Source organism: Amycolatopsis sp. NPDC059027 (assembly GCF_042739735.1).
In the GTDB taxonomy this organism is placed as follows: Bacteria; Actinomycetota; Actinomycetes; order Mycobacteriales; family Pseudonocardiaceae; genus Amycolatopsis.
Window position 1 is genome coordinate 90,441 of sequence record NZ_JBHYIK010000032.1, and the last position, 19,587, is coordinate 110,027.

Genomic DNA, 19,587 nt, shown 5'->3' on the forward strand with positions numbered 1-19,587 from the left:
CCGATCCCGGCTTCCGGATAAGACGGGTGGAGTAATGGTATGCGTCTTTGACGTCGGTGTGTAGCTAGAGGCGGGTGGCCAGTTCCCCCAATCGGACCTCGACCGGAACGTGACGGTGCCCGATACCGGTGGCGGGATCGAAGGAAAGACTGGAACTGGACACCGGTCGTGATTTCACCAGGAAGGTCATCGTCTGCTCGGCTGCCTCCGGTATGCGGTGGAATTCGTCGGCGTGCATCACCGCGCACGAACCCGTCTGGCAGAGCGTGCGCCGCCTGAGCTGCACCGCGGTGATCAACCCGGTGTACCGGTCCCGGGTCGTGGTGTAGCGCTCGTGGAGGTAGTTGCCGCGGAGAATGGTGGTGCAGAAGTGATACCTGTGGTTGTGCACCGAATCGGCGTAACCCTCGCGCCAGTCTTCCAGCGGTTTGTATTCGTGCAGCCAGAACGAAAACGGTTCGTTCGGCGAATCACGCAGGCACCAGGCGAAGTGGGTGGTCGTTTCCCGCGAACTGCGGAGGATCGCTTCGGCCGTCTTGTGGTTCAGCGAGCGCAACCAGTCGCGGAGTTCGGTGCGCAGGCCGGTCTGTGCCACCCAGGATCGGAACCACGTGTCCACTGTGCCCCAGTCCTGTGTCAGCGGGAACGCCGCCGAGCGCAACTGCGTGGCCAATTCGGTCAGAGGGGACAAGCGGGTGAGCAAGTCGGTCAGCTCCCTAGCTCGGCCGCGGCGGAGAACTCCGCCCGGAAGGCGTGGAACTTGTCTTCCAGCTCGCGGAAATGCTCCGGCGTCAACGCGGATCCGGTGATTTTTTCGAACAGGGCAAGGAAATCCGCCCGCGTGGTGGCGGGCGTGATGCGGAACTGGCGTCCGCTGCGCGCCTGCGAGACACGCAGGAACTCGGCTCGTTCCATGTTGTACAGGAACGAACCCGCGGTGAACCGCAGCGTGCGCGGATACAGTTTGGTCGCGCCGCGGATGTCACTGTAGAGCGTCACCCACACGCTGTCGTCGAACATCTCCAGCCGGTCCAGCGGCGGGTCCGCGATCACGGTGATGTCGACCTGCGCGCATCGGCTGCGGGCGAGGAACAGTCCGGCTAGGCCGATGTGGATTTCCTCGTCGAGCCTGCTCTGGATGTCTTCGAGGTCGACGCCGCCCGCTTCACGGCGCAGCAGATAGCGGGCCCGCCCGCTGATCGCCCCGGCGTCCCGGGGGTCGGCGATGACGGCCCGCAACTCTCTTTCCGTGCGGGACAACAACAACCGGGCCGCCGCGTGCCGTCCGGAGAAGCCGCGGAAGAAGTACTGCCGCGTCGCGTCCAGATCGGTCATGAGCACCCGGTTGAACGCGGGATCCGGGTCGGTGGTCGCTTCGAAAACGTGCGTGGGGAAGAACTCCTTGTTGAGGGAACGGTATTCGGCGCTGAGATCCTCCATCGCCCGGCGGCTTTCTTCGATCACCGGCGTCACCAGCGCGCGCTGGGAAGCACTCGCGGTGATCAAGGTCTGGCCGAATCCGACCACGGCGGAGATCAATGTGCCGTTTCCGAGCGACGTGAGCAGAGTCTTGCCCGCGCCGGCGTCCATCGTGCTCGCTATCCACAGGCTGAGGCCAGCGACCACGACGAGAACGAACAGCAGGAGACTCGTTCTCGTCCAGAAAATCTCGTGCAGTGGAGTACGGCGGAGCCGCCCGGCATCCGCAGCCACAGGTCACCTCCTCGGATCGCTCGAACGAAATGTGCACTGCGTATCTGTTCGAGCGCGGGGAGTTACTTTACGCGCCCGAAGTGAACGGCGAAATAAGAAATTCGGGGGAACGCCGGACAGTGACCAAGTCACGCTGTGCAAGCGTATCCGGTCAGTAGTTAACCATCAAATGTGCGAAACCCTCAGGCGGCGTAGCCAGGTTCCGTGCTGGGTCTCACCAGCCGAAAAGCGGCGCAAGACGCTAGTTTTTCCGTATCCAGAAAGAACCACGCCCGCGGCGGCATGCAGTCGCAGCCCCCGGCGGGCTGCCGGGGGCTGCGGGCGGGCCGGCCGGCAACCACAAGGGATCATCACGTCTCATGCACCGGTTGGCCCCGACGCGACCACCAAGCCGCAAGGCCGCGTGCCGGTGTTCACCAGACCTGATCACCCCGTGTCCAGTTTGTGGCACGCCACCGGCGACGGACAAGTACCGCGTGGAAATCCGGCGGCGATCAGTCGGCGCCCGTCGTAGGTATGCCACGAATCCGTTTTCGCGACCTGCCGTCACGTCGCGTCCCCCACGCCAGTGGGGTGGCTGTCCCATCGTGGGAGGGGAGTTGTGGCGGCCACGGAGACGGCCGGAGACTCGGAGCCATGCGAGCACCGATCCGCCGTCCGCTCATCGCGCTGGTCACCACCGTGATCACCGCACTGGTGGTGGTTGCCCCGGCCACCGCTGCGGTCGCGAGCCCGGAATCCGAGAACATCATCGGGGGCGAGCAGGCGGCCAAGAGCTACACCTTCATGGGGGCCATGGCACGGCGCAGCGACCAGTTGTACCTCTGCGGCGCGATCCTGATCCACGAACGGTGGGCGCTGACCGCGAAACACTGCCTCACAAGGGAATCACCGAGCGACGTCGAACTCCGCTTCGGGAGCAAGAACCGCACCCGGCGGGGAGAGCCGGTCGACCCACGGCGGTTCGTCCTGCACCCGAGGCTCGACGTCGCGCTGATGGAGCTGGACGACCCGATATCGAAGCGCCCGATGACGACCTTCCGCCTGCTCGGCGACTCGACGGACGTGCGAGTGCTCGGATGGGGCAGGAAGTGCGACTGGCAGTGCCTGCAACCCATTCCGAAGATGCTGCGGTACCTGGACACGAAGGTGTCGTCGTTCGACCACTGCGCCGGATCGGGCATGAACTCCACGGACGCGTTCTGCGTCCGGCAACCACAGCTGGATGCCGGTGCCTGCTCCGGAGACTCGGGTGGGCCGGTCATCCGGTTCCACGACGGAAAGGTCAGCGGCCTCTACGGGGTGATGAGCTATGCCCAGGTCGTCTACTGCGTGCCGAGCCCGGTCGTCGTCGTGAGAGCCGCCCCGCTCGTCACGTGGATCCGGCAGCAGGCGGGGGACTCGGTGGCCGACCGGATCACCGTGGTCTGACCACCGCACTCGACCTGGGCTCGTCGACCCGGCGGGATTGGCTGCTCAGAACTGGTAGTACAGGAAGGGGCTGAACGTGCCGGTCGCGACCAGGATGGCGGCGTAGACGAGCCCGACGGTCATGATCCCGAAGCGCAGCGCGTTGGCGGGTTTGCTGCGGGAGGACTCCAGCAGCGGTCCGGTCACCGGATGCGAAGGCAGGAAGACGACGGCGAGCGCGGCGATCAGGATGACGAGCCGCTGGTTGGTCAGCGCGCTCTCGACGGCGTCGCCGAGCCCGCCGAAGTCGGGCAGGAGCATGTGGCCGATCATGTTCAGCGCGCGCGGCAGATCCGCCGACTTGAAGAACACCCAGCCGAACACGACGAGCACCATTGTCAGCGCGCGCCGGGCGATGCGTGTCCAGCGGTTCGCGGGTTCGAGGTCGAAGCCGAACGCGCGCTCGATGACCAGCAGGGCGCCGTGGAAGCAGCCCCACACCAGGAACGTCCACTGCGCGCCGTGCCAGAAACCGGTCAGCACGAACACGACGCACAGATTGCGGTAGGTGTGCCCGGCGCCGTTGCGGTTGCCGCCGAGCGGGATGTAGACGTAGTCGCGGAACCAGCGCGACAGCGACATGTGCCAGCGTCGCCAGAATTCGGTGATCGTCACCGACGAGTACGGTCGCGCGAAGTTCTCCGGCAGCCGGAATCCCAGCATCCGGCCCAGCCCGATGGCCATGTCGGAGTAGCCGGAGAAGTCGAAGAACAGCTGGAGTGTGTAGCCGATCGCGCCGAGCCACGCGGTCGCGAACGTCATGTGCTCGCTCGGGGTGGCGAAGCAGGCGTCGACCATCGGGCTGAGCGAGTCGGCGATGATCGCCTTCTTGCACAGCCCGAGCGCGAACCGGGGGAATCCGGCGGCGATGTCGTCGAGGCGGTGCGAACGCAGTTGCGGAAGCTGGTCGGCGATCTCGCGGTAGCGCACGATCGGGCCCGCGACGAGCTGCGGGAACATCGCGATGTACGCGGCGAACGCGACCGGGTTCCGCAGCGCGTGCCGCTCGCCGCGGTAGATGTCCACCACGTAGGAGATGTGGTGGAAGGTGTAGAACGAGATCCCGATCGGCACGACCAGGTTCGCCACCGGGAAGTCGCCGCCGAACCAGTGCGTGACGGCCGCGATCTGCTGGGTCGCGAACCCGGCGTACTTCCAGATCAGCAGCATCGTCACGTCGAACGCGATGACGGTGATCAGGATCCGCTTGCGCCGCTTCCCGTGCATGTCCCACGGGCTCGCCTCCAGCAGCGGCCCGGCGAAGAAGTTCACCACCATGCAGCCGAGCAGCAGGAGCAGCCAGGACCCGGCGCCGATGGTGTAGAACAGCAGACTGCCGACCGCGACGATGCCGTTGCGCCAGCTCCGCGGGCACACCAGGACGGCGAGCAGCACCGCCGGCATGAAGTACCACAGGAACAGTGGCGAAATGAACGACACGGTCGCGGACCCCCTCGGTTATCCGCTGGTGACCTTAACCTGCTAGCCCCGGCCGGTGGGCCGAAGCCCGGTCATCGCCGCGCGAGAAGCGTCACGTTCCCGCTGGTCGGGTGCCGAAGCGAGAGCAAAGGTCCCTCGCTCCCGCCGCGCGGTGGGAGCGGTAGTAAAGGTCCCTTGCTCGCGTTCCCGGGGTCGCTCGTCCGCCCCGAACTCAGACCCGTCCGGCGATACGGCGGCGCCGCGCCACCTCGGCGAGCAGGACGCCCGCCGCGACCGACGCGTTCAGCGATTCGACACCCGCGGCCATCGGGATGGACACGGTCGCGTCGCACGTCTCCCGCACGAGCCGCGACAGCCCGCGCCCCTCCGACCCGAGCACGACGACCAGCGGGTCGGCCGCCAGCGCAAGCTCGTCGATGTCCACCGAGCCATCGGCGTCGAGACCGACGATCATCAGCCCCTGACCAGCCCACGCCTTGAGCTGACGCGTGAGGTTGGTCGCCACCGCGATCGGCAGCTTCGCCGCCGTCCCGGCGCTGGTCCGCCACGCGACAGCGGTCATCCCGGCGCTGCGCCGTTCCGGCAGCAGCACGCCCTGTGCGCCGAAGGCCGCTGCCGAGCGGATCACCGCGCCCAGGTTCCGGGGATCGGTGACACCGTCGAGCGCGACGAACAGCGGGGTCTGGCCCGAGTCCCGTGCCACCGCCATCAGGTCGTCCGGGTGCGCGTACTCGAACGGCGGCACCTGCAGGCCGAGGCCCTGGTGCATCGCGCGGTTCGTCTTGCGGTCGAGTTCCTCGCGCGGGATCTCCAGGATCGAGATGCCCTTGTCGCCCGCGAGCCGGACGGCCTCGTTGACGCGGTCGTCGATCTCGATGTTGAGCGCGACGTACAGCGCGACGGCGGGTACGTCGGCACGCAGCGCCTCGACGACCGGGTTGCGCCCGGCGATCAGCTCCGGCTTGTCGGCCTTCTTCGTGCGCTGGTCGTCACGGCGCTTCGCCGCGTTGGCCGCGCGGTACGCCTTGTGCCCGGGCCGGTCCTCCGCCTTGGGCGTCGGGCCCTTGCCCTCGAGGGCCTTCCGGCGCTGGCCGCCGGAGCCGACGACCTGCCCCTTCTTGGTGCCGGGCTTGCGGATAGCGCCCTGGCGCCGGGAGTTGCCTGCCATGCTGAAGATCCTTGTTCTCGGTTACGGCCGAGCCGCAGTTGGGAGTTACTGTCAGGAGTTCCTGACAGTCCACTGTGGACCGTTCGGGGTGTCCTCCACCACGATGCCCGCCTGCTGGAGGCGGTCACGGGCGGCGTCCGCGCGGGCGAAGTCCTTCTCGGCACGGGCCTGCTGCCGTTCGGCGAGCAGCCCTTCCACGAGTTCGACCAGCGCCTGCCGGGTGGGCGTTTCGGAGCCGCCCGCCTCGGACCAGCGCGCGGAGAGCGGGTCGAGACCGAGCACGTCGGTCATCGCGCGCACGGCGGCGGCGACTTCGAGTGCCTTGGGAGTGTCGCCCGCGTCCAGCGCCGCGTTACCGTCGCGGACCGTGTTGTGGACCACGGCGAACGCCTGCGGGGTGGCGAGGTCGTCGTCCATCGCGGCGGCGAAGTCGGCGGGGAGCTTGCCGATCGGCACCACCCCGGCCTGGCTCGCGGCTCGCCGCAGGAACTGCTCGATGCGCCGGTAGCCCTGCGCGGCCTCGGACAACGCGCCGTCGGAGTACTCGATGGTCGAGCGGTAGTGCGGCTGGATGAGGTAGTACCGCAGCTCGGGCGCCCGGTAGTCCTTCAGCATCTGCGGGATCGACACGGTGTTGCCCAGCGACTTCGACATCTTCTCGCCGGACATGGTGACCCACGCGTTGTGCAGCCAGAACCGCGCGAACGGATCGCCCGCCGCGTTCGACTGCGCCCGCTCGTTCTCGTGGTGCGGGAACACCAGGTCGACGCCGCCGCCGTGGATGTCGAACTCGGCGCTCAGATACGTCGTCGCCATCGCCGAGCACTCCAGGTGCCAGCCGGGACGGCCGTCACCCCACGGCGTCGGCCACGACGGCTCGCCGGGCTTCGCGCTCTTCCACAGTGTGAAGTCGCGCGGGTCACGCTTGCCCCTGGTCGGCGTCTCGCCCTGCTGGACGTCGTCGAGCTGCTGCCCGGACAGGCTGCCGTACGCGTCGAACGATTTGACCGAGAAGTAGACGTCGCCGTCGGAGGCGTACGCGTGGCCGCGCTCGATCAGGCGCTCCATGAGCTGCACCATCTGGGTGACATGCCCGGTCGCGCGCGGGTTGATCGACGGCGGCAGGCAGCCGAGCTGCTCGTACGCGTCCTCGAACGCGCGCTCGTGCGTCGCGGCCCACTCCCACCACGGCCTGCCGTGCTCGGCGGCCTTGGTCAGGATCTTGTCGTCGATGTCGGTGACGTTGCGGACCAGCACGACGTCGAGTCCACTGTGGACGAGCCAGCGGCGCAGCACGTCGTAGTTGAGCGAGCCGCGGACGTGCCCGATGTGCGGAATGCCCTGCACGGTGGCCCCACACACATAGATGGACGCCGTTCCGCTACGGACGGGATGGAACTCCCGCACGCTCCGGGTCGCGGTGTCGAAAAGGTGGAGGGTCACCCCTCGAAGGGTACGGGGTCGCTGTGGTCGATGTCGCAACCGGTCAGCAAGGTGGCAGTGCGGGATAAGGCCGGTCAGAGCAGCCCGTGTGCTCGCAGCGCGCCGAGCAGGGCGTCCGGCCGTTCGGTCGTCGGCAGCGGGTCGACCAGCGCGAACTCGCAGCCCAGCGCCCTGGCCCCGCCGTCGGCTTCCTCGCTGTCGCCGACCATCAGCGTCTCCTCCGCGCGTACGCCGAGGCGTTGCACGGCGGTCCGGAAGATCTCCAGCTCCGGCTTCACCGCGCCGACCTCGTACGAGAGGACGAACTCGTCGACGTGGGTGTCCCAGCCCCGTTGCGTGAACGCGGGCTTGATGTCGAAGGCGATGTTGCTCAGCACGCCCACCTTCAGCCCCTTGCCCGCGGCGCCCTTGAGCGCGGCCTCGGCGTCGGGGTACGGCGTCCACTGACTCGGGTCGATCAGCCGGTCGTACAGCGCGACGGCCTGCTCGGGACGCGGGACGCCGGACTGGCGCAGCACCTCGAGGTAGACCTTCCGGTGCAGCACCGGGTCGCGGTCGCGGTTGTGCCAGGCGTGCAGATGCTCGGCGTCGAGGTCGACCACCTGGCCGACCGGGGCGGTCATCCGCCGCATGAGTTCGGTCTGCGCCTCGACGTCGAGCCGCTCGCCCTCGTGGTCGGTGAGGTCGGTCAGCCAGGTCTCGTCCTGCTCGAGGCGGAACAACGTGCCGGAGAAGTCGAAGAGCACAGCCCGAATCGTGGTCACGTCCGCCACATTAGCCGCGTCCACCTGCGACTCGCCGCCGAATTGTGGCGTCTCACGCACTGAAATCCGGCGATTCGGCGGCGAGTTGCGGAGGACGCAATCAGGCGGCGTTGCCGACGATCTTTTCGGGGATGATGCGGACCAGCACGCGCACGACCTCCGGCGGCTCCTCGGGGTACGGCTTGTCCAGGTACTTGTGCGACAGCTCGTCGATCAGCTCCCGGCCGCCTTCGTCGGTCAGCTCCGCGCGGCCGCGGATCTCCACGTAGTTGTACGGGTTTTCCTGGTCGAAGATCGATACGGACACCCGCGGGTCGCGGGTCATGTTGCGTTCCTTGAGACGGCCGCGCACCGTCGCGAAGATCAGCGTGTCGCCGTCCCGCTTCGCCCACAGGACCGACGTCTGGGCCGAGCCGTCCTTGTTCAGCGTGGCCAGCACCGGGAAGTTCTTGCCGTCGAGGAGAGCTTTGGTCGCCTCGTTGAAGGTCAATGCCATGCGGCCGAGCCTAAGGGGTCTCCCGCGCGACGCCGGGCGTCGCGTGGGAGACCCGGCGCGCTATCGCGTTCCCGCGCTCCGGCGCCGCGTGCGCAGCAGGCCGAGCAGACCTGCGCCGAGCGCGATCAGCAACGCGCCGGTCCACAGGAGCCAGCCGTGGCTGAATCCGGTGGAGGCCAGATTGCCGTTGCTGCCGCTGCCGGTGTGGGCCGCCGGGATCGGAGCGTCCGAGGACGTCGAGACGCTACTGCCCGGCGGCTCGGTCGCGCTCGTCGACGGGACCGTGCTCGTCGACGTCGTGGGGGTGGCCGAGGTCGGCGAGGTCGGCGGCGTGCCAGTCGGCGTCGGCGCGGACGTGGCGGTCGTCGCGGTCGTCGGACTGGTCGGCGTCGTCGGCTTGGTCGACGTGGTGGGTGCCGTCGTGCTCGTCGTCGGAGTGGTGGGAGTGGTGGAAGTCGTCGGTGTTGTCGGTGTGGTCGCCGTCGTCGAGGTGGTCGGCGTTGTGGGTGTGGTGGACGTCGTGGGAGTGGTGGGAGACGTCGGTGTGGTCGACGTGGTGGGCGTGGTGCTGGTCGGCGACGTCGGCGTGGTGGGCGTCGTCGGGGTCGTGGAGGTGGTGGGGGTTGTCGGTGTGGTCGACGTCGTGGGCGTCGTGCTGGTCGGCGACGTCGGAGTAGTGGGTGTGGTCGGGGTCGTCGGTGTGGTCGACGTCGTCGGGCTGGTGGTGCCGCCGCCGGACGGCTTGATCTCGAACGTCCCCAGCAGGGTGTTCTGACCGGGCTTCAGCGTGCAATCCGAGGTGAACGAGTGCAGGTCGGTCTCGGAACCGTCGGCCTGCTTCGGCGTCAGCGTGGTCGTGAAGTTCCCGACGGTCACCGACGCGGTGCCGGGGCTGGGCAGCGTGATCGCCGGCGCCTGGCCCGACGTCTTGACGTGGAAGACGCCGGACGGCGGCACCGGCGTCTTCGCGATGGCCAGCGGGAGCTGCAGGTTCAGCGTTTTGTCGACCGGGTACTTCAACGCGGCCGCCGCCTTCGCGGAGCCCTCCACCGTGGTCGCGCCGATCAGGGCCAGCGCCGAGGTGCCTTCTTCGGGGACGGCCACATCCGCGTCGAACCCGATCGCGGGACCGCGTTCACCTGCCACCGCGTTGTCCGGGAAAACGCTGTCGATCTTCACGGTGAGCGTGAGCGGATCGGAGATCAGCGGGAACGGGCACGAGTAGTCCAGTGTGAGCGACACCGGGGCGGCCTGGCTCGAATTCCCCGTCGCCAGCACCACGGCGGCCGTGACGGCGGTGAGCGCCGAACTCACGGCGAGGCCGTGCGCGAGCTTTCTCGACTTCCAGCGAAGTTTCACAGTTCTGTCTCCCAGTGAATGAGGCGAAGAAGTGTTTCTGGGTACGGAAACGCACCCGGAAACGTCGCCACCCGGCCCTCAAAATACCTTTGTGGACCCCGTCGAGAAAGAGTCGCGAAAAACGCGGAAACAATTTATAACGCGAGTAATAGCCGCAACGGCCGGACTTAGCACCCGCAGGGGCTCCAAGGCCGTGAAGGACTCATTACCGGCGCTCTGTGCCGGTAAAGGAGTCCTTCACGGCGTCGGAGCCGGTGTCTCAGCAGGCAGGAGCAGCGCGGTGGCGAAGGCGGCGATGCCCTCGCCGCGTCCGGTCAGCCCGAGGCCGTCCGACGTCGTCCCGGAGACGCTCACCGGGCCCCCGACGGCCTCGCTCAGCACGCGCTGCGCCTCCTCACGGCGCTTCCCGACCCGTGGCGCGTTGCCGACGATCTGCACGGTCGCGTTCCCGACCCGCCAGCCCCGCGCCTCGATCAGCCCCCGGACCTCCGCCAGCATCTCCGCCCCGTGTGCCCCGTTCATCCGCGGATCGCCGGTACCGAAGACGGCCCCGAGATCGCCGAGCCCGGCCGCCGAGAGCAACGCGTCGCACAGGGCGTGGGAGGCGACGTCGCCGTCGGAATGCCCCGCGCAGCCGTCGACGCCCGGCCACAGAAGCCCGGCGATCCAGCAGTCCCGGCCGGGTTCGATCGGGTGCACGTCGACGCCGTTGCCGATCCTCACAGGGTCTCCTCGGTGTCGGCCATGGCCGCGATGGCCTCGGCGAGGGTCAGTTCGAAGGGGCTGGCGACGCGCATCGCGTCCGGGTGGCCGTCGATGGTGACGGCCCCGGCGCGGATCGCGGCGGTGAGGTCGGGTTCGCCCTCGGCGCACGCGGCGCGGAACGCGTCGAGCGTGAAGCCGAGCGGGGTCTGCGCGGTGCGCAGGTGCGTGCGGTCCTCGGTGCGGGTGATCAGCTTCGCCTCGTCGGTGACCTTCACGGTGTCGGCCATGGGCAGCACCGGGACGACGACGGACGCGCCCGCGCGGACAGTGGCGATCACGTCACGGAATGTTTCCGCAGGAGTGAAGGCGCGCAGGGCGTCGTGCACCAGGATGCTGGTGTCAGCGGAGAGTTCCGGCTCGACGGCCGCGAAGGCATGGCGAACCGAAGCATCGGGCAACACCCGGCAGCGCGGGGAAAGCCCGCTGACGGCATCGCCGAACGCGCGCGCAAACCGAGCGGGGGCCGCGACGACCACCGGACCGAGATCCGGCGTGTCGAGCAGCCCCCGAACGGTATGCGTGAGTAGAACTTCACCGTGGACCGGCGTGAGCGCGAGCTCGGCGTCGGCCGCATGGTGTGCGACGGTTACGAACGCGACAGAGTTCATCAGATCGCGATCGTAGAGGTGGCCGCCCGGCGCCTCCTCCGGGCTGCCGTGGGTCAGACCGTCGCGGTTTCCAGGACTTCGTCGAGGAGGACTTCAGCCTTGCCCTCATCGGTGCCCTCTGCGAGCGCGAGCTCGCTGACCAGAATTTGCCGCGCTTTGGCCAGCATGCGTTTCTCGCCGGCTGAAAGTCCGCGGTCCTTCTCTCGCCGCCAGAGGTCGCGCACCACTTCGGCCACCTTGTTCACATCGCCGGAGGCGAGTTTCTCGAGGTTGGCCTTGTACCGACGAGACCAGTTGGTGGGCTCCTCGGTGTGGGGAGCACGCAGTACGTCGAAAACCCTGTCCAGTCCTTCTTGCCCGACGACATCGCGCACGCCGACGATCTCGGCGTTGTCTGCGGGCACGCGAACCGTAAGATCCCCTTGCGCGACCTTGAGGACGAGGTACTTCTTCTCCTCGCCCTTGATCACGCGGGTCTCGATGGCTTCGATGAGTGCGGCACCGTGGTGCGGGTAGACGACGGTCTCTCCGACCTTGAAAACCATGTGTCCTCTGCCCCTTTCGCTGACTCCATCCTAGCACGTGCTGTTGACGCCCACCTAGCGGCCCGGACCAGTCCTCGCAGGTCAGCGGCCTGAGCGGGGGTTGACAAACCTTCGAGCCCCATGCTCACGCAGGTGATGAGCGAAAGCTTTTCGCAATAGTCCCGAATTCCTTTGTGGACGGTTGATCTTGGATGCCGGTGTGCCGCAACGCGGAGGGGGTTCCGCGCGCGCGAATGCGCCCGGCTAGTCTTCGCGGTGACGAGTCGGCGAAAGGGAAGGACCGCGGACGTGAGGCTGCAGAATCGACGCGTGTTCGGCGCGGGCGTGCTGGCGCTCGGCGCCGCGTTGGTGCTCGCCGGTTGCGGTGCCGGTCAGATCACCCAGACCGACACGCAGGAGCCCGCCGTCAACGGCACCCTCGCGCAGGTGAAGACGCTGTCGCTGCGCAACGCCGCGGTGCAGTACCCGGCGCAGGGCGCGGCCTACCAGGCCGGGGCCTCGGCCCCGCTGACCCTGACGATCGTGAACCAGGGCAAGCAGGACGACACGCTGGTGTCGGTCACCTCGGACGCCGCGTCCGGCGCCGCCCAGCTCGGCGGCTCGAAGGCGGTCGTGGCCGGGCACGCCCTGGTCATCGGCGCCCACGACGCGGTCGAGTCGACCACCGAGAAGCTTCCGTCATCCTCGGCGTCCAGCGCGCCGACGTCGAGCGGCGCCCCGTCGTCCTCGTCTTCGTCGAGCAGCTCTCCCTCTTCCAGCGCCGCACCGAGCAGCACCGCCGGTGGCGACGTGGTCGGTTCCGGGACCGTGGTGCTGCCGGGGCTCAAGAACCCGCTGTGGCCGGGTCAGACGATCAAGGTGACGTTCGTGTTCCAGAACGCCGGCCCGCTCACCATCGAGCTGCCGGTCGCCGCCCCCGCGCACGTCCGCGGCGGCGAGGCGAAGGCCGAAGGTCACTGATTCTGTCGGTGCCTGCCGTTAGCCTGCGCGGGTGGTGAAGAAGGGCGGCGTCGCGTACCGCTGCGCCGAATGCGGGTACGAGGCGGCCAAATGGCTGGGCCGCTGTCCGGAATGTCACGCCTGGGGCACCCTCGAGGAGCGGGGTTCCTCGCGTCCGGCGATCGCAAGGGTCGCGGCCGGTGCGCCGAGCGCGCCGGCGCGGCCGATCGCCGAGGTCGACGTCGAGCAGGCCCGTGCCCGGCCGACGGGCGTGTCCGAGCTGGACAGGGTGCTCGGTGGCGGGCTCGTGCCGGGCGCCGTGGTGCTGCTGGCGGGCGAACCGGGTGTCGGTAAGTCGACATTGCTGCTCGAGGTGGCCTATCAATGGGCGGTCACCGCCGATCGCGCGCTGTATGTGACGGGTGAGGAGTCGGCGGGGCAGGTCCGGCTGCGTGCCGAGCGCACCGGGAACGTCCACCAGGACATGTTCCTGGCCGCGGAGAGCGATCTGGCCGCGATCCTCGGGCACGTCGACGCGGTCAAGCCGGGCGTGCTGATCGTCGACTCGGTCCAGACCATGGCTTCGCCCCAGGTCGAAGGTTCCCCCGGTGGGGTGACGCAGGTGCGCGCGGTGACGTCGGGGCTCGTCGCGTTGGCGAAGGAACGCGGGCTGCCGGTCGTGCTCGTGGGCCATGTCACAAAGGACGGGTCGGTCGCGGGGCCGCGGGTGCTGGAGCACCTGGTGGACGTCGTGCTGCAGTTCGAGGGCGACAAGCATTCGACGCTGCGGCTGGTCCGCGGGATCAAGAACCGGTTCGGCGCGGCGGACGAGATCGGCTGTTTCGAGCTGCAGGAGGACGGCATCGTCGGCGTGCCCGATCCGTCCGGCCTGTTCATGAGTCACACCGCCGAGCCGGTGCCGGGGACGGCGATCACGGTGACGGTGGAGGGCAAGCGGCCGCTGCTCGGCGAGGTGCAGGCGCTGGTCTCGCAGTCGTCCATGCCGCAGCCGCGGCGCGCGGTGAGCGGGCTGGATTCGGCACGCGTCGCGATGGTGCTCGCGGTGCTGGAGAAGCGCGGCGGACTCAAAATGGGTGACAAGGATGTCTACGTCGCGACGGTCGGTGGCATGAAGATCACCGAGCCCGCGATCGACCTGTCGCTGGTGCTCGCGCTCTCCTCGTCGGTCGGCGATGTGGCGCTCTCGCCCCGGCTGGTCTCTGTGGGCGAGGTCGGGCTGGCCGGGGAAGTGCGGCGCGTCCCGAATGTCGGCCGCCGCCTCGCCGAAGCCGCGCGGCTGGGTTTCACGCATGCGTTGGTGCCGCCCGACTCCGGCAAGCTGCCGCCGGGGATCCGGGTCCTCGAAGTCGGTGACGTCGCCAGCGCGCTCAACGCCGCCAACCACGCTCGCTGATCCCTGGGCTCTCGGCCGATCATCAGGTCCGTGAATGCCACATCGAGGGACTCAGAGTCCCTCGATGTGGCATTCACGGACTTACCCGCGGCGCCGGGTCACGGGACGAGCAGGCCCCAGTAGATCGCCCACGGGATGAAGACGACGCCGCCCGCGAGCAGCAGGCCGAGCCGCGGCGTCCGGTGCCGCCACCACGCGATCGCGGTTCCGGCGGTCGAGATCACCACGGCCACCGCGAGCAGCTGGAGCGCCAGCCATGGCAGCGGACGTCCGAGCACCGCGGGCCCGAGTGCCTTGCCCTGGCTCAGCTGGATCAGCATCGCGACCGCGAAAAACCCCAGTGTGGCAAGCAAACCGGTGGTCGAGAGCCAGCGCGCGGACGGGGAACCCGCGCGCGCACGCCGGAAGAGCGCTCCAACGGGATAAGCCGCGAAGGCGATCAGCAGGAGCAGCACCACCGCGAGCTGGAGCCACGTCGTTTCGTACCAGCGCAACGGTGTGAGTTCGACGCTTTGCCGGTCTTGGGCGGGTGGGGCGTCGGCGCTCGCCGCGGGCGGCCCGGACGCGAGGCCGTTGACCCAGGAACTCACCAGTTCCAGATAGCCCGGCGAGTAGCCGTCGAGTTTGTCGAAGCCATCGGTCGTCCGGCGCAGCTGGTGCTGGCCGTCCGGGAAGACACGCAGGGTGTAGTGCTGATTTCCGTTGTGCGACAACGTTTCCTGGAAGATCCTCAGCGCTTCGGCCGGCGGCGTCAGCACGTCGCGCGCGCCCCACAGGCCGAGCACCGGCTGCTTCAACCGCGCCAGCACCGGGATCGGGTCGTAGCGGGCTTCGGGGAACACGCCGCCGCCCACGAGCTGACGCATCATGGTCGACGACGCCATTTTCACCAGCGAGCCCGAGAAACCCAGGTGGCGCAACTGGTTCTCGACGGCCCAGGCCTGTTGCCGGGCGGGCTGCACGCCGTTGGCCCCGACAGTCACGACGAAGGCGACGTCAGCCGATCGCGACGCCGCGAGCGGTGCCACCCAGCCACCTTCGCTCAACCCCCACACCCCGACTCGCGCCGGATCGACCTCGGGACGCGCTCGCAGCGCCTGCACCGCCGCAAGCGCATCGTCGGCGAGCGTCGAATACGAGCGCGTGAACTGCGAATAGCCCTCGGTGCGCTTGTCGTAGATCAGCGTGGCGACGCCGCCGCGCGCGAACGCCTCCGCTTCGACGCGGTGATCCTGCCTTGGCCCCGGGCCCGAGCCGTGGACCATGACGATGCCGGGCAGCCCGCGACGTCCCGGCGGTGCGACCACAGTGCCGTGCAGCGTGACGCCGCCATTCTGGAACGTCACGTCGGTAGTGGTGAATTCCGCCGCGCCCGCCGATGGTGCGAGTGCGCTGAACGCGACGATTGTCGCCAGTAAAGCGATTCTTCGCATGGATATTCCCCCATATCTGTTTGTCACTCCGTGGAGTCGTCTCCCGCTTCCGGGAAGGCGAACCAGCGCACAAGGACCCGGCGTGAGCCCGGGGCGCGATCGTCCTCCGTGCGCCAGTAGCGCCGGAGGAGTTCCATGTACTCGTTCCAGAACTGCTGGAGTTCTTCGCTGGTGAGCCAGCTGGAGCCGCGCGAGAACAGCAGCGCGTCCGACCAGCCGCCGGGCATCGAATCCCGGTTTCGCTGGAAGTCGTTGAGTTTCGCCAAGTCTTCTTCGAACGACTGACGCTGCATGTCCTCGAAGAGCACCCGGGTCTCGGCGTCCTGCTCGCTGTGACGTGGCCAGCGGATGTCCCGCGGCCGCCTGCGCCACCAGCGCTCCTTGCCGTGCGCGAGTTCGGGCGCCTCCTCGACGAAGCCGAAGCGGGCCAGTTCTCGCAGGTGATAGCTCGTCGCGCCGGTGTTCTCTCCCAACGCCTTCGCGAGCTTCGTCGCCGTCGCGGGCCCACTCGACAGGACGCCGAGGATCCGCCTACGCAGCGGGTGTGCGACGGCCTTGAGCGTGGCGGGGTCGACCTCTTCCGGCGGTGGTGCGCTGGTCATGCCGTCCAGCGTAGACGTGCAAAGAAACTTGTGCAAAGGTTTCTTTGCACGCTAGGATGGGATCACTGGTTCACTCGGATGCGTGATTTACTGCGGAAGGAAGTGAGGCGTTAGCAGCGAATACATGGGTGGAGGGCTGTTTTCTCCATTGTCAACCCCGCGGAATCCCGCGTGTGCGATTCTCACTCCTGGAATCGCGGCTTACTATTTGTGATCATGTGGTCTCCAGGGGTGACGTATAGTGAGTGAACCGAATCTGCCCGCACGCCAGCTTGGCCGGATGCTGCGACGAATGCGGGAACGTCTCGGCATGAACCAGGGCGAGGCGGGAGCGCCGTTGCGCTTCAGTATCAGCAAAATGTCGCGGATCGAGCTGGGATTCCTCCCCTCGTACCACGAATTCCGCGCTTTACTCGACCGATACTGCGTAATCGTGTCCGAGTGGGATGAGTACATCGCGTTGTACGACCGGGGCAAGGAGAAGGGCTGGTGGTTCCACTACGGCGTGGGCAACCGGGGCTTCCTGCCCATCGAGGCCGAGGCGAGCCGGGTCCGGGTCTTCCAGTACGGCTACATCCCGGGCTTGCTCCAGACTGAGGCCTACATGCGCGAGGTCTTCGCTGGGGGTCGTCGGCCGTTGAAGGGCAAGAAGCTGGAGAACGAGGTGGCTGTGCGTTTGCGTCGCCAGCTCCGGCTCACTGAGGAGCCGATCCTCGGTTACCACGCGATCCTGGACGAGTATGCGCTGCGGCGGCCGGTTCTCGCAGGGGACGAGCGGAGTGAGCAGCTTGCCCGCCTGATCGAGTGCGCGGAGATGCCGAATGTCAGGCTTCAGATCGTGCCGGAGGACGTCGGCGCTTACGACGGTCAGAACGGCAACGTCTTCATCGCGAGCTTCGATGACACCGAGGAGCCCGACGTCGCGTACGCGGAGCACATCTTCGGGGCCATGCACTACGAGAAGGAGAGCGACGTCTCTGCTGCTAAGATGGCGTTCGAGGATTTCGCGGATCGGGCGCTCGACGAGGAGGACTCGATCGCGTTCATCAAGCGGCTCTGAGCGGAGGCTGTTATGTCCACTGTGGACTTTTCCGGCGCGCAGTGGATCAGGAGCAGCTACAGTACCGATGGCGAGAACAGCAACTGCGTCGAGGTCGCCTGGCGCAAGAGCAGCTACAGCACCAGCGGGCAAAACAGCGAGTGTGTCGAGGTCGCGTTTGTGACGCCGTCGGTGGCGGTGCGGGATTCCAAGAGCCCGGAGGCCGGTCACCTCACGGTGTCGCCGTCCGCCTGGGCCGGGTTCGTCGCTCGGGTGCGGTGAAGCGCCCACGCGACGTCGTCGTCAGCCAGCGGAGGCCGACGGGAACTGTCCAATAGGGACTGTCGGATCGCCGCCGCGCGGGCACGTCCAGACTGCCTGGCCATCGCTGACGCGCGGGTCCAGCGGGTGCGAGTTCGGATGCGCGGGGCACTCCGGCCAGGTGGCGGACTCGCCCGCTCGCCACAGCGCCTCTACCGCCCACTCCTGGACGTGACCGGCCAATTCGACGACCTGCTCGGCGTGACTCTGCCCGCGCACCACGGCGACCACCTGGCCCAAGCCGTCGGGATCCAGCAGCCAGACGCCCTCCTGCCAGGGGTGCGGGCTCGCGTACTCCCGGACCTCCGGCTGTACGCGGCAGGTCCGCAGATCGTGGAGCACCGGTTCGAGTGCGGCGGCGAGTTCGGTCACCAGACGGGCCTGTCCGCGAACTTCTGGAGCGTTCGCTGTGAGGGGCGCACGTAGAAATGTCCGACCGCGAAGCCCATCGAGCCGAGCGCGAGGTAGCCGAACGTGACGATCATGTCCGAGGTGATCGGCGTGCGAAGGCCGCCGAAGGCGTGAAGCAGCGCGATGACCACGAAGGCCAGGAACGCGAACAGGATCGTGCAGCCGTAACACACGATCAGGACGTTGCGGGTGGTGCGCGCGACGGACACGACGAGGTAGTCGCCGCGGAGGGCACGTCGGCAGGTCAGGACCACAATGGCGGTCGCGATGACGCACAGTGGTGGCAGCAGTTGCGCCACCGTGCCGAGCGGGCCGAGGGGGAAGGCGCTGTGGTTCACGATGTTGTTGAAGAACGCCGAGATGCCGAGGAACAGCAGCGCGCCGACGATCAGCGACGTCCCGGCGAGGACCGAGCCCCAGCGGACGCGGCTCGCGAACAGCGTCGGCAGCGGGATGAACTGCGGCGACGGCTGGTACTGGTAAGGCTGCACGCGTCCTCCTTCCGCCCAGCTTAGGGGCTTTTGTACGCATTCTGTACGGCGTGGCAGAAGGCTGCCAATCGGATATTCAGCCGACCCGGGGAGTCTCGGATGCGTCGTCTCACTCGCCTGGCCGCCGGTGTCGCGGCCGTCGTCACCGTGTTCGCGGGGCTCGCCGGACCGGCGCAGGCCGCCGACGGCAACCCGCTGGAGAAAACGAACGGGTTCTACGTCGACCCGGATTCGAACCCGGCCGTCTGGGTGCGCGACCACGCTGGCGACCCGCGTGCCGCGTCGATCAAGACGTCGATCGCTTCGCGGCCGGGCGCCCGGTGGTTCGGCAACTGGAGCGGCGACGTCCGCAAGAGCGTCGACGCCTACACCTACGCCGCCGACGTCGCGGACAAGCTCCCGGTGCTGGTGGCGTACAACGTCCCCGGCCGCGACTGCAAGGGGCACTCCAGTGGCGGCGCGGGCAGCCCCGAGGCGTACCGCGCGTGGATCGACGCCTTCGCTGCGGGCATCGGCGGCAAACCGGCCGTGGTGATCCTCGAACCGGACGCGCTCGCGCAGCTCGACTGCCTGCCGTCGGCCGATCGGCCAGTGCGTCTCGACCTGCTGCGCTACGCGGCCGCGTCACTGGCCGCCCACGCGCCGAACACTTGGACCTATGTGGACGGTGGGAACTCCTCGTGGATCCCGGCTGACACGATGGCCGCGCGCTTGGACTCCGTCGGCGTGCGCTCGGTGCGGGGCTTCGCGTTGAACGTCTCGAACTTCCACACCACTGCGGATTCGGTGGCCTATGGGCGCGCGGTGAACTCGGCGTTGTCGGCGAAGTTCGGCTACACGCGACAGTTCACAGTGGACACCAGCCGCAACGGCAACGGCTACAACGGCGAATGGTGCAACCCGGCGGGCCGCAAACTCGGGACCCCGGCCCAGATCGGCGGCGGCGCGGACCTGCTGCTGTGGGTCAAGGTCCCTGGCGACTCCGACGGTGACTGCGGCATCGGCAAGGGGATTCCCGCCGGCACCTTCAGCCCCGACCTCGCCACCCACCTCATCACCGGCCGCTGACCTCTGTTCGGCTCCTGCTCGGGCTCCAAGCGCCCCAATGTGGCGTTCGGTGCGCTGGACGCAACCCACCCCCCCTTTGGGGGCGGTGTCCCCCCCCA

General features: G+C 68.1%; 21 protein-coding genes and 1 pseudogene. 7 read left to right on the forward strand and 15 right to left on the reverse strand.

Going from position 1 to position 19,587, the window contains the following annotated elements:
- Positions 1–64: 64 nt before the first annotated feature.
- Together ACFWY9_RS22900 and ACFWY9_RS22905 are read right to left on the reverse strand one after the other, a co-directional pair.
- The gene (locus tag ACFWY9_RS22900; RefSeq protein ID WP_378329046.1) at positions 65–703 is read right to left on the reverse strand and encodes a hypothetical protein; all 639 of its coding nucleotides are present in this window, start codon (positions 701–703) and stop codon (positions 65–67) included.
- A gap of 5 nt (positions 704–708) precedes the next feature.
- On the reverse strand, positions 709–1,590 hold the full coding sequence (locus ACFWY9_RS22905; RefSeq protein ID WP_378329061.1) for a hypothetical protein: 882 nt from the start codon (positions 1,588–1,590) through the stop codon (positions 709–711).
- 759 nt (positions 1,591–2,349) lie between these two features.
- Here ACFWY9_RS22905 and ACFWY9_RS22910 point away from each other — a divergent pair.
- Positions 2,350–3,144: a S1 family peptidase gene (locus ACFWY9_RS22910; RefSeq protein WP_378329047.1), complete on the forward strand. Its 795-nt coding sequence runs from the start codon at positions 2,350–2,352 to the stop codon at positions 3,142–3,144.
- Between the two features lie 45 nt (positions 3,145–3,189).
- Here ACFWY9_RS22910 and ACFWY9_RS22915 read toward each other — a convergent pair whose 3' ends face one another.
- The 5 genes from ACFWY9_RS22915 to ACFWY9_RS22935 all read right to left on the reverse strand — a co-directional run bounded on the left by ACFWY9_RS22915 (position 3,190) and on the right by ACFWY9_RS22935 (position 8,494).
- Positions 3,190–4,623: an MBOAT family O-acyltransferase gene (locus tag ACFWY9_RS22915; RefSeq protein ID WP_378329048.1), complete on the reverse strand. Its 1,434-nt coding sequence runs from the start codon at positions 4,621–4,623 to the stop codon at positions 3,190–3,192.
- Positions 4,624–4,834: 211 nt separating this feature from the next.
- On the reverse strand, positions 4,835–5,791 hold the full coding sequence (gene rlmB / locus ACFWY9_RS22920; protein ID WP_378329049.1) for a 23S rRNA (guanosine(2251)-2'-O)-methyltransferase RlmB: 957 nt from the start codon (positions 5,789–5,791) through the stop codon (positions 4,835–4,837).
- Between the two features lie 51 nt (positions 5,792–5,842).
- Positions 5,843–7,234 (reverse strand): cysteine--tRNA ligase, encoded by a 1,392-nt coding sequence (gene cysS / locus ACFWY9_RS22925; protein ID WP_378329050.1) that lies wholly within the window; start codon positions 7,232–7,234, stop codon positions 5,843–5,845.
- Between the two features lie 74 nt (positions 7,235–7,308).
- Positions 7,309–7,998, reverse strand: a complete 690-nt coding sequence (locus ACFWY9_RS22930; RefSeq protein WP_378339876.1) for an HAD family hydrolase — start codon at positions 7,996–7,998, stop codon at positions 7,309–7,311.
- Between the two features lie 100 nt (positions 7,999–8,098).
- Positions 8,099–8,494 (reverse strand): PPOX class F420-dependent oxidoreductase, encoded by a 396-nt coding sequence (locus ACFWY9_RS22935; protein WP_378329052.1) that lies wholly within the window; start codon positions 8,492–8,494, stop codon positions 8,099–8,101.
- On the opposite strand from ACFWY9_RS22935, the gene ACFWY9_RS22940 reads away from it, so the two are divergent.
- On the forward strand, positions 8,493–9,269 hold the full coding sequence (locus ACFWY9_RS22940) for a hypothetical protein (protein ID WP_378339880.1): 777 nt from the start codon (positions 8,493–8,495) through the stop codon (positions 9,267–9,269). The two genes, ACFWY9_RS22935 and ACFWY9_RS22940, sit on opposite strands and share 2 nt — an antisense overlap.
- Before the next feature lie 41 nt (positions 9,270–9,310).
- Here the strand turns inward: ACFWY9_RS22940 and ACFWY9_RS22945 are convergent.
- The 4 genes and pseudogenes from ACFWY9_RS22945 to ACFWY9_RS22960 form a co-directional block, all read right to left on the reverse strand.
- Positions 9,311–9,853: pseudogene (locus ACFWY9_RS22945) on the reverse strand (DUF6801 domain-containing protein); the annotation flags it as partial.
- A 237-nt stretch (positions 9,854–10,090) separates the two neighbouring features.
- Positions 10,091–10,576 carry a 2-C-methyl-D-erythritol 2,4-cyclodiphosphate synthase gene (gene ispF / locus ACFWY9_RS22950; RefSeq protein WP_378329053.1) on the reverse strand — a complete coding sequence of 162 codons (486 nt, stop codon included), beginning with the start codon at positions 10,574–10,576 and terminating at the stop codon, positions 10,091–10,093.
- Entirely contained in the window at positions 10,573–11,226 is a 654-nt protein-coding gene (locus tag ACFWY9_RS22955) for a 2-C-methyl-D-erythritol 4-phosphate cytidylyltransferase (protein ID WP_378329054.1), read from the reverse strand. Before ACFWY9_RS22955 ends, ispF begins: the two co-directional genes overlap by 4 nt.
- Positions 11,227–11,279: 53 nt before the next feature.
- Positions 11,280–11,771 carry a CarD family transcriptional regulator gene (locus ACFWY9_RS22960; RefSeq protein ID WP_378329055.1) on the reverse strand — a complete coding sequence of 164 codons (492 nt, stop codon included), beginning with the start codon at positions 11,769–11,771 and terminating at the stop codon, positions 11,280–11,282.
- A gap of 288 nt (positions 11,772–12,059) precedes the next feature.
- On the opposite strand from ACFWY9_RS22960, the gene ACFWY9_RS22965 reads away from it, so the two are divergent.
- On the forward strand, positions 12,060–12,731 hold the full coding sequence (locus ACFWY9_RS22965; RefSeq protein WP_378329056.1) for a hypothetical protein: 672 nt from the start codon (positions 12,060–12,062) through the stop codon (positions 12,729–12,731).
- Positions 12,732–12,762: 31 nt separating this feature from the next.
- Positions 12,763–14,124 carry a DNA repair protein RadA gene (radA, locus tag ACFWY9_RS22970; protein ID WP_378329057.1) on the forward strand — a complete coding sequence of 454 codons (1,362 nt, stop codon included), beginning with the start codon at positions 12,763–12,765 and terminating at the stop codon, positions 14,122–14,124.
- Between the two features lie 98 nt (positions 14,125–14,222).
- On the opposite strand, the gene ACFWY9_RS22975 is transcribed toward radA, so the two are convergent.
- The gene (locus tag ACFWY9_RS22975; protein ID WP_378331769.1) at positions 14,223–15,557 is read right to left on the reverse strand and encodes an alpha/beta hydrolase family protein; all 1,335 of its coding nucleotides are present in this window, start codon (positions 15,555–15,557) and stop codon (positions 14,223–14,225) included.
- Positions 15,558–15,580: 23 nt separating this feature from the next.
- Positions 15,581–16,159, reverse strand: coding sequence for an ArsR/SmtB family transcription factor (locus tag ACFWY9_RS22980; protein WP_378331770.1), 579 nt, complete (start codon positions 16,157–16,159; stop codon positions 15,581–15,583).
- A gap of 241 nt (positions 16,160–16,400) precedes the next feature.
- Here ACFWY9_RS22980 and ACFWY9_RS22985 point away from each other — a divergent pair, with 241 nt between their 5' ends.
- Positions 16,401–17,219, forward strand: coding sequence for a DUF5753 domain-containing protein (locus ACFWY9_RS22985; protein ID WP_378331771.1), 819 nt, complete (start codon positions 16,401–16,403; stop codon positions 17,217–17,219).
- A gap of 12 nt (positions 17,220–17,231) precedes the next feature.
- A complete protein-coding gene (locus ACFWY9_RS22990) occupies positions 17,232–17,480 on the forward strand; it encodes a DUF397 domain-containing protein (protein ID WP_378331772.1) in 249 nt (82 codons plus the stop codon).
- Positions 17,481–17,501: 21 nt separating this feature from the next.
- Here ACFWY9_RS22990 and ACFWY9_RS22995 read toward each other — a convergent pair whose 3' ends face one another.
- Positions 17,502–17,891 (reverse strand): hypothetical protein, encoded by a 390-nt coding sequence (locus ACFWY9_RS22995; protein ID WP_378331773.1) that lies wholly within the window; start codon positions 17,889–17,891, stop codon positions 17,502–17,504.
- Positions 17,888–18,421: a hypothetical protein gene (locus ACFWY9_RS23000; RefSeq protein ID WP_378331774.1), complete on the reverse strand. Its 534-nt coding sequence runs from the start codon at positions 18,419–18,421 to the stop codon at positions 17,888–17,890. The genes ACFWY9_RS22995 and ACFWY9_RS23000 overlap by 4 nt, the downstream gene beginning before the upstream one ends.
- 99 nt (positions 18,422–18,520) lie before the next feature.
- Between ACFWY9_RS23000 and ACFWY9_RS23005 the strand changes: the two genes are divergently transcribed.
- Positions 18,521–19,489: a glycoside hydrolase family 6 protein gene (locus ACFWY9_RS23005; protein ID WP_378331775.1), complete on the forward strand. Its 969-nt coding sequence runs from the start codon at positions 18,521–18,523 to the stop codon at positions 19,487–19,489.
- Positions 19,490–19,587 lie beyond the last annotated feature (98 nt).